The sequence below is a fragment of the Cohnella sp. genome (assembly GCF_041641335.1).
Taxonomy (GTDB): Bacteria; Bacillota; Bacilli; order Paenibacillales; family Paenibacillaceae; genus Cohnella.
In genome coordinates, this window is the sequence record NZ_JBEPYQ010000010.1 from 90099 (window position 1) to 100380 (window position 10282).

A 10282-nucleotide genomic window follows, 5' to 3' on the forward strand; every position below is an offset into this window, starting at 1 on the left:
GCATTTCAAATTTGAGCACTGACTTCAACTTTGAGCATCGGACCGCTGCGCGAATTCAAAATTTCTATATAATTAGGGAACATCCAAACGAGATAAAGACAGGAGGAGCGGGGGTTGAAGGCCAGACAAAGAATTATCCGTTATTCCGTATATCGTCAAATGTTCCTCACGTTCGTGCTGCTGACCGCCGTCGTCATCGCCGTCGCATGCGGCGTTCTCTACGCTTTGTTCTCCGTCAGTACGGCGAAGGAGGTCGGCCGGATCGCCGAATCGACGCTGAGACAGAATAGCTTCGTGTCGGTCGTCATTCGCGATCAAATCCGCAATCTGGGCGACGAGCTGCTGAACGATTCGGATATTATCCGCACGATGTACGGCAAAGATCAGGATCGACTGCAGGAATACCGCGCCTATTCCAGGCTTCGCAGCATCCAGACCACGTTTCCCTACGTTCAATTTATAGGCTTGTACAACGGCTTTACGAAGCAATACACCAATACGCTCGGTTTGACGGCGAAGGATGAAGCTGAACTGATCGGCGCCATAGAGAGCGGGAACAGGCTTTATTTCGATTTTTTCCCGCGCAGGGTGAGCGATCCTCTCCGATCGAAGGCCTCCCGGAACGTATTGACTTTCGTTCTGACGCCGGGCGCGTATCCGAGTCTGCCTTCCAAGAGCATGATCGTCATCAATATCGACGAAGATTACGTGCAGAGACTGATAGGCGGCTACAAGAGCGGCAACGCCGACAACCTGTACGTTATTAACGACAACGGCACCGTCATGACGCACACCGATCCGTCGCAATTTATGGACAACCTGTCCGATTTGCCTTACGTACGAAGCATTTTGAACGCGAATGCGGACAGCGGATATTTCACGACGCCGATCGACGGAAAGAAGCATATCGTCAGCTATGTGAAGTCGGACAGCATGAAATGGGTGTTCATCAGCACAAGCCGCTACGATTCGCTTCTCAGGAACATGTCCCAGCTGAGGCAGTGGACGCTGTTTATCGCTCTGACGATTTTCGCATTGTGTTTCGTCGCGTCGGTATGGCTGACGAACCGCACGTTTAATCCGCTGCGCAATCTGCTCGACAAAATGACCGCGCCGCAGCAGTCCAAGAGAGGTCCCGGCAACCTCAACGAATTCGAGCTGATCGACTCGACCTTCTCCGCGATCACGGAGCGGCTATCCGTCATGGAATCGGCGCTGTCCGTCGCCCGAAGGGCGGATTTGCTGCGCTATATGAAAGGAAGCCAGGTGGATATGCTGCATAAATTTCCGGTTTCCTGGGCGAGCAGCCGCTTTTCCGTCGTCCTTCTCGAAATCGACGGGCTGAAGGAAATGCAGCTGAAGCATTCCGCCAAGACGCAATCCGCCATCCAGTACGCGATTTGCAACGTAGCGCAGGAAGTGCTGGAAAGTCATGCCCAGATCAAGATCGTGATCGTCGAGGAAGGGGAGATCGGCCTGCTGCTGCAGCTGGACGAGCCGAATCTCCCGCTGTCGCTGATCGGCCTGTTGATGGAAATCCAGAGCCATATCCGCAAGTACTTCTGGATCTCGCTTACGGTAGGAATTGGCCGGGTCGTGTCTTCTCCCGAGGAGATTCGGCTTTCGTACCAGAGCGCCAAAGCGTGCACCGCGCTGCGCTTCTTCCGGGGAGGCGGGCAAATCTTCGAATACGGAGACGCCGAGGACAAGCCGGAGGAGGATTCGCAATACCCGCAGGTCGAAGAGAAACGGCTGCTCGAAGCGATTCGCGCGGGCAACAGCCGGAAGGCTGCGGACGAATTGGAGCAATTCGTCGGTCGGCTCGATTCTGGAGGGGATTACCATCAATCGCTGTTCCATCTGCATCAGTTGGTGACGGGACTCTACAGGCAATTCGCAACCGGCTCGCGCAAGGAAGCGGCCCATACGGAAATGCTGCTGGAATTCATGAAGGGCCTGCCCGCGTACGAAACGCTGGAGGGGATTGCCGAGGCGCTGCGCGACATCGTAAACCGTCTGTGCGAGCAGCCGGAGGAGGCGACGCAGCTTCAGCATCAGGAGCTGATCGACAGCGTGTGCGACCGCGTCTACCGCAACTATCCGAATCCCGATCTGTCGCTGGAACGGATGGCCGGAGAGGTCAATCTGTCGCGGGGCTACCTGGGCAAGCTTTTCAAATCCTATAAAGGCGTCTCGTTCAACGACTTTCTGAACGGCGTGCGCATCGAGGAGGCCGCCAAGCTTTTGCAGGAAACCGAGCTTCCCATACAGACGATCAGCGAGAAGGTGGGCATCTTTAATACGACCTATTTTTACACATTATTCAAAAAACGCTACCGCCTGTCGCCTGCCCAATTTCGAAGCCGAACGGACGAGTACCCGAATTTGAAGTCCGAAGATTGAACAATCCGCGCGATTTCAAATCCGAGCTATTGCCATTATTGAAGTTTACGGGGCCGAATCTCCCCCGTTACGCTGGGGTGGACCGATGACGAATCGGCCATTGGGTCAAATCCGAAGAGGGAGATGGTCAACAGATGAAAGCAATTCGCAAGTACGCCATGCTGGCGGTATCGTTCGCGTTAGTGATCTCGTTGCTGGCGGCGTGTTCGTCCGGCGGCGGCAATTCCGCGCCAAGCGCAACGGGAGGGGCGGCGGAAGAGAGCAAGTCTTCCGGAGAGAAGCTTCCCGTACGCTTCCTGCTTCCCGGCAACGAGCCGGAGGATCTCGCAGTGGTCGTCGAAGCCATTAATAAGAAGCTGGCTGAAGACGGCCTAAACCTGGTCTATCAGCCGATTTATTTGGCCTGGGACGTCTGGGATCAGCGTTCCAACCTGATGCTGACGACCGGCGAGGAATTCGAATTGATCGCCATTATGCATGATTCGAAAGGCCCACAGCTGTTGGCGGGGAACGGCGGCATTATCCCGATCGACGATTTGCTGGATAAATACGGCCCCGATCTGAAAAAGTCGATGCCCGACTGGATTTGGGATTCGGTCAAGATCGGAGGCCAGACGATCTCCGTTCCGAACTTCTGGGCGGATACCGCGTTTTCCGACGGCATGGTGACGATGCGTTCCGATTTGCTTGCCGCCACCGGGATGCAGCCGCCGAGATCTCCGGAGGAGCTGCTGGAGGCGGCAGCCAAAATCCAGGAAAATTGGCCGGACGACAATAAGAGCGTCTACGTCAAAATGCTGAGCGAGCCGGCCTACTACTTGCATCCAACCTACGAGACGTATCCGTTCACGGTCGTCGAGAACATGATTTACGTCGATCAGGAAGGCAACGTGAAATCGTGGCTGGAGACCGAGGAGTTCAAGAAGGACGTTACGTTCATGCGACAACTGTATGAGCGCAAGCTCGTTCATCCGGATATTTTGACCGTGCCGGGCGAGGTCATCAACCAGGAAGAGATCGCAGGCCGATATTTGTTCCGTCAAGGCGACGTCGGACTGAGCGAGGACGTCAAGGCGAGGTTTCCGGACGCGGAGAACAAGGTGTACTACTTGACCGACAGTCCGAAGTTCCGTTCTTACGCGATCCGCAATTCCAACGGCGTGTCGTCCACGACTAAGCATCCGGAAGCGGCGATCCAATTTCTGAACTGGGTATACGCCAAACAGGAAAACTTCGATCTCGTCACTTACGGCATCAAAGACGTCCACTGGAAGGAAACCGGGGACAATTTGAAGGACACGCTCAAGAAGAACCAGAACGGCGGAGCCTCCTACGAGCTGGCCAACTGGCTGCTGGGCCATGTCGAGATGAACCGCTATCCGACCAATTACGACAAGGATCGGCTGGAGAGGAGAACGACGATTTCCGAGGATACGTTAAACAGCATCACGATCGGCTTTAATTTCGATCCGACGAACGTGGCCGCGGAATACGCCAACACGGTAGCCGAGATGAAGACCAGCGTGGAGCCTCTCCGCTTCGGCGTCGTCAGCTACGAGCAGGCGTTCGACAAGGTGCTGGCCAACATGAAGGCCGCGGGACTGGACAGAGTTGTCGCCGAGTACGAGAAGCAGTTCAAGGAATGGCTGGCAAGCCGATAAAAAAGATAGCGCCGTCCGCCAGCAAGGCCGGTCTCCCAGAGGGGGGAACGGCCTTGCTTGCTGAGGGAGAGCGAACGAAAGGGGAGAGTAGAGTGGAGCACTTGGATTGCGGGCTGTCTCCGGAGAGCAGGGCCTCGACCTTGCTCAAGCTCATGAACGTCGACGAGAAAATCGGCCAGCTGACTCAGCTGTTCGGCTGGAAAACGTACGATAAAAATCCGGACGGAGGCCCGGTTAAGCTGACGGACGCCTTCAAGGAGGAGGTTCGCAGCCGGGGCGTCGGCTCGCTGTACGGCACGCTGCGTGCGGACCCGTGGACGGGAGTCACGCTGAGCACGGGGCTGTCGCCCCGAGAAGGCGCGGAAGCGGTCAACGTTATTCAAAAATTCGCCATGGAGGCTTCTCGCCTCCGCATTCCGATTCTGTTCGGGGAGGAATGCTCTCACGGACATATGGCGATCGGCGCAACGGTATTCCCCGTTCCTCTGTCGATGGGCAGCATGTGGGACGTCCAGCTGTACAAGCGAATCTGCCGGGCGGTGGCGCTGGAGACGCGCGTTCAGGGAGGAGCGGTCACCTATTCTCCGGTGCTGGACGTCGTTCGGGACCCGAGATGGGGCAGAACGGAGGAATGCTACGGCGAAGATCCTTATCTGGCGGGCGAAATGGCCGCTGCGGCCGTAACTTCCATGCAGGGAGAGCGTCTTGACGATCCCGGCAGCCTTGGCGTCACGCTGAAGCATTTTGCGGCGTACGGCGCTTCCGAAGGCGGCCGCAACGGAGCGCCCGCGCGGATCGGCCCGCGCGAGCTGCACGAGATCGATCTTCCTCCGTTTCGCAAGGGCGTCCAGGCGGGGGCTTTGTCCATCATGCCGGCTTACAATGAAATCGACGGCGTGCCATGCACGTCGAACCGTTATTTGCTGACCGATGTGCTGCGCCGGCAGTGGGGGTTCGACGGCTTTGTCATTACCGATTGCGGGGCCATCGATATGCTGGCGAACGGACACCAATCGGCCGAGGACGGAGCGAAAGCTTCGGCGCTTGCGCTGCGGGCCGGCATCGACATGGAGATGTCGGGGAGCATGTTCGGGCGCCATCTGAAGAGCGCTCTGGACAAAGGGCTCGTGTCGTCCGAGGAACTGGACGAAGCCGTTCTGCGCGTGCTGAAGGCCAAGTTCCGCCTCGGTCTGTTCGAGCGGCCCTACGCCGACCCGGAAGGGAGCGCCGCGATCATCGGCCGGGCGGAGCATCGGGAGCTGGCGCGGCGGGCGGCGACGGAAGGAACGGTGCTGCTCAAGAACGAGCGCGGGACGTTGCCCTTGCGCGCGGATGTCATTCGCAAAATCGCCGTCGTCGGCCCGAACGCCGACCGAATGTACAATCAGTTGGGCGATTATACGTCCCCGCAAGCCAGAGCAAGCGTCGCGACCGTATTGGACGGGATCGTCGGGAAGCTGAAGGGGACGGAGTCGGAGGTGCTGTACGCGCCGGGCTGCAGCGTTCGCGGCCAGTCTCGGGAAGGCTTCGAGCGGGCACGCGCGGCGGCTGAAGAAGCGGATGTGACCGTGCTCGTCCTCGGCGGCTCCAGCGCCAGGGATTTCGGGGAAGGCACCATCGATCTTCGGACCGGCGCTTCCGTGGTCAGCGACTCGGCCGAAAGCGACATGGATTGCGGAGAAGGAATCGACCGGGTAACGCTCCGCTTGTCCGGCGTGCAGCTTGAGCTTGCCCAGCATTTGAAGCAGGCTGGCAAGCCGCTTGTCGTCGTGTATATCAACGGGCGCCCCATAGTCGAGCCGTGGATCGACGGGCACGCCGACGCGATTCTCGAAGCGTGGTATCCCGGACAGGAAGGCGGTAACGCCATCGCCGATCTGCTGTTCGGAGACTCCAATCCGTCCGGTAAGCTGACGATTACGATTCCGCGCCATGAAGGGCAGCTGCCTCTCGTGTACAACAACAAGCGGACGCGGGGCAAGAGGTATCTCGAATACGATCTGACGCCTCAATATCCGTTCGGCCACGGGCTCAGCTACACTTCTTTCGCCTACAGTCCGGTCCGTCTCGGCACTGAAAGCATCGCGGCGGACGAAACGACCCATGCGGCCGTGACCGTGACGAATACCGGCGACAGAGCCGGAGCCGAAGTCGTTCAACTGTACGTAACTGACGTCGTCTCGTCTTATACGCGTCCCGAACGCGAACTGAAGGGCTTCTGCAAAGTGTTCCTGGAGCCGGGCGAAAGCGCCGAAGTGTCCTTCCCGCTAGGGAAGGAGGCACTCCAGATTACCCATCCGGACAAGGAAGGCGAAGTGGAGCCCGGCCTCTTCGTCATTGGCATCGGCGGCAGCTCGGTCAGCCTGAATAAGGTCGAGCTTCGCGCCGTTGCCTCCGCGGAAGCGGCCGGACCGAAAGGAGACAGAGCATGACAACGATTGTATTTTACGACGATTCCTTCCCGTTTGCGGGCGTCAGGCCGAAGGGCGAAGCTTCGGCAGCGCTGGGCGGCATCGGCAAGACGGTGAACGCGGACGCTCTGGCGGAAGCGCTGGAGACGGCCGACACGCTCGTCCACCTGCACGGCTCCTATTTTCCGAAGTCGGCATGGACGGCGCTGCTCGGCTTTCTGGGACGCGGGGGCAACCTGCTGCATATCGGCGGTACGCCCGTGCGGATTCCCGTCTATCGGGACGGAGAGGAGTGGCGGTGCGAGCACGAGCAGACCGCCTATCACCAGAAGCTGAACATTCACGAGGCGCTGCCCGTTGACCCGTCGCCGATCGTCAAGTACGCCGCGTCGGAGCAAATTCCGCTGCTGTCCGGCCGCGAGACGCTGTTCGGCGTGCAGCCGACCGTCGGCTTCGTGCTTCACGCGACGAAAGCGGACGACCATCCCGGCGAAGGCGGTCCGAGCGGGCCGATGGACGCTCATATTCACGCCCTGCTGAAGGGGGTGTCCGCGCAGGGGCGCGAAGTGGCCGCTCCGGCTGTGCTGCTGGAAAATACGAAAGGGGATTTCGCCGGCGGGCGCTGGCTGTTCGTTAACCTTGCTCCGGAAGAGGAACTGTGGTCGTCGGACGGCATCGGAGCGTTGACGGAATGGAGCCGCTTCTGCGCCAAGGGCGTGACGGAGATGTGGCTGAAGCCGCATTTCGCGACGTATTATCCCGGGGAGCAGCCCGCGTTTACGCTGCAGATGCAGTCTCTTGCCCGGCGAGCCGGGTCTGCAGGAGCACCCGCGCCGTCGAGACGCTGGAGCCTGGCGCTATCGGTTAAGCGTCCAGGCGATCCTGACGGGTCTCGGTCGCTATGGGAGACGGAACGGACGGAGGAGGCGGGGCGCGAGCTCGGCTTCGTCCGGTTTAACGTTCCATTGGCGGTTGAGCCGGGCTACTACGAGGCGGAATGCCGTGTCACGGCCCCGGACGGAGAGGTTCGCATTCTTCGTCAAGGCTTCTGGGGCTTCGACGAGCGGCTGCTGTCCTCGGGCGGCTTTCTGGGCGCGGACCGCGATTACTTCCGGCGCGACGGCAAGCCGATGCCGATCGTCGGCATGACTTACATGACCTCGGACGTCGCTCGTAAATTCCTGTTTCTGCCCAACGTCTCCGTCTGGGATCGCGATATGGCGCAGATGGCGCGGGCGGGCATCAACCTGCTGCGCACCGGCATCTGGACGGCGTGGCGGAAGGTGATGTTCGTGGACGGCCACCCCTACGAAGAAGCGATGCGGGCGATCGACGCGTTTTTCCTGACGGCGAAGAAGCACGGGCTGGAAGTGAACTTTACGTTCTTCGCCTTTGCTCCGGAGGCGTGGGAAGGCGTTAATCCGTATTTGGACCCCCGGAGCGTGGAGGCGCAAAAGCGCTTTATCTCGGCCGTCGTTTCGCGTCATCGGAATTCGACGCACGTGCATTGGGATTTGATCAACGAGCCGTCGCTGCTCGATCCAAAGCGCATCTTCGCGGGACCGAAAACGGTGCGGGACCGGTTTGAGCGCCGCTTGTTCTCCGAATGGCTGGAGAAACGGCACGGCGGAGATATCCGCAGGCTCCAGGAGCTGTGGAACATGACGCCGGACGAGCTGCCGGACTTCGCTTCGGCGATTCCGCCGGAGGCGGACGAGGTGGCTTTCCGTCCGACGAGCATTCATCCGAAGAAAAGCGCCAAATGGCTGGACTATACGCTGTTCACGATGGCCATGCACAATCGGTGGGCGGGCGAGCTCGTGGAGACGATCCGTTCCATCCGGCCGGAGCAGCTCGTCACCGTCGGTCAGGACGAAGGCATCTGCAGCCAGCGGCCGTCGCCCTTTTTCTACGCCGAGGCCGTAGACTATACGACGGTTCATACCTGGTGGCAGAACGATCATCTCGTCTGGGACAGCGTGTTCACGAAGACGCCTCGCATGCCCAATCTCATCCAGGAGACGGGGATCATGTACGTGGAAACGCCGGAGGGCAAAGCCAAGCGCAGCGAGACGGAGCTGAAGGCGATTCTGGAGCGCAAATACGCATACGCCTTCGCGACGGGCGGAGCGGGAGCGGTGCAGTGGATCTGGAACACGAATTTCTACATGCACAACGTCAACGAGTCCAACATCGGAGCGCTTCGAGCGGACGGAACGGAGAAGCCGGAGGCCGACGTCTCGTACGATTTCGGAGCTTTCATGGGCCGAATCGGCCATCTGTTCGAGGAGCGCAAGCTAGAGGAGGTCGCGGTCGTCTATCCGTATTCCAACGACTTCTCCAACCGGAAGCTGGCGATGGACGCGACGACGACGGCTTCCCGCATTCTCGGCTACGGCCTGAAACAGCCGTACAGGGCGCTCGGCGAATATCATCTGGACGACCTGGACGAATTCGGGGAGCTGAAGCTGATTATCGTCCCAAGCGCGCACAACTTCGAGGATGCCGCGCTGGAGAAGCTGCTCGACCATGTTTCCAGGAGCGGCTGCGTGCTGCTGTTCACGGGACCGCTCGGGCTCGATGCCTACTGGAGGCGGACGGACCGGCTGAACGGCAGCGGCCGGCTCCGGCCGGCAAACGTGCGCAGAGAGGAGACGCTGGAGCTGGACGGTCGTCGTTACCCGGTCGCATTCGGCAATCTGCGCATCGCGGAGGCGGCCAAGGAAGTCGAAGCCGGCGCCGAGGACGGCGTCAGCAAGGTGACGGTCGCCGAGATCGGACGCGGCAAGTTGATCCACTGTCCGCTGCCGGTCGAGCTGAACGGGCGCTCCGAGCCGGTCGAAGCGCTGTACCGCTTTGCGCTTCAGTTGGCGCAGCCGACGTCCGAGCTGGAATGGCTGAGCGGAGGGGATAAGCCGGGAGTCTTCGGAAGAAAGCTGCGTTTTCGCGAGGGCGCATTGTTCATTTTCGTCTCGGAAAGCTCCGAACTGCTCGATATCACGGTGAAGGACCCCGAGACGGGACGAACCTATCGATTCGGCCTGGAGCCGGAGAGGTCCGCGCTGTTCGCCGCAGACGGGACAGGAGCCCTGATTGCGGTGTATAGGCCGGAGGAGACGACCATCCAGTCGAACTGATGCAGGGTGAAACGATACGGAATTGACCGGCAACCGGCCGGCAGGAGGAATGGGGAAATGACGCAATCGCAGTTTCAGGTGCCCGACCGCTGGAAGTGGTTTACGGAAAGCCGTTACGGCTTGTTCATCCACTGGGGGCCTTACTCCCTGCTAGGGCGGGGAGAACAGGTGCTGTTCCGGGAACACATGAACCATCAAGAATACGAAGCGCTGGCCTGCTCGTGGAATCCCGAGCATTTCGACGCCGAATTGTGGGCGAAGACCGCCCGCAAGGCCGGGTTCAAATACGTCTGCTTTACGACTCGCCATCACGACGGCTTCTGCATGTGGGACAGCGCCTATACCGACTATTCCAGCGCGCGGCAAGCGGCCGGCCGGGATTTCGTTCGCGAGGTCGCGGACGCTTTCCGCAAGGAAGGTCTTCGCGTCGGACTCTATTATTCGTGGATCGATTGGCGGCTTCCCGCCTATTTCGAAGGTCCGCAAATCAACCCCGAAGGCTGGGAGACGGTCAGAACCTATTTGCACAACCAGGTCAAGGAGTTGCTGACCAACTACGGGCGGATCGATCACTTTTTCTTTGACGGCGTATGGCCCCGCAACGCGGACGATTTGCAAAGCGTGGAATTGATGGAGGAGATGCGCAAGCTCCAACCGGACATTCTGATCA

5 protein-coding genes are annotated in these 10282 nt (G+C 59.6%); all 5 read left to right on the forward strand.

Annotated features, from left to right (window positions below; genetic code table 11):
- The first annotated feature begins 114 nt into the window (after nt 1–114).
- A complete protein-coding gene (locus ACESLM_RS05115) occupies nt 115–2403 on the forward strand; it encodes a helix-turn-helix domain-containing protein (RefSeq protein WP_372630301.1) in 2289 nt (762 codons plus the stop codon).
- A gap of 134 nt (nt 2404–2537) precedes the next feature.
- Nucleotides 2538–4064: an extracellular solute-binding protein gene (locus tag ACESLM_RS05120; RefSeq protein ID WP_372630303.1), complete on the forward strand. Its 1527-nt coding sequence runs from the start codon at nt 2538–2540 to the stop codon at nt 4062–4064.
- A 92-nt stretch (nt 4065–4156) separates the two neighbouring features.
- Nucleotides 4157–6496 carry a glycoside hydrolase family 3 N-terminal domain-containing protein gene (locus tag ACESLM_RS05125; RefSeq protein WP_372630305.1) on the forward strand — a complete coding sequence of 780 codons (2340 nt, stop codon included), beginning with the start codon at nt 4157–4159 and terminating at the stop codon, nt 6494–6496.
- Nucleotides 6493–9612, forward strand: coding sequence for a beta-galactosidase (locus ACESLM_RS05130; RefSeq protein WP_372630307.1), 3120 nt, complete (start codon nt 6493–6495; stop codon nt 9610–9612). The genes ACESLM_RS05125 and ACESLM_RS05130 overlap by 4 nt, the downstream gene beginning before the upstream one ends.
- Nucleotides 9613–9669: 57 nt before the next feature.
- The coding region (locus ACESLM_RS05135) for an alpha-L-fucosidase (protein ID WP_372630309.1) at nt 9670–10282 on the forward strand (613 nt) is incomplete at its 3' end.

Coding starts and splice junctions, on each gene's coding strand:
- ACESLM_RS05120 (WP_372630303.1), top strand. CDS start 2,538: ATGAAAGCAATTCGCAAGTACGCCATGCTGGCGGTATCGTTCGCGTTA.
- ACESLM_RS05130 (WP_372630307.1), top strand. CDS start 6,493: ATGACAACGATTGTATTTTACGACGATTCCTTCCCGTTTGCGGGCGTC.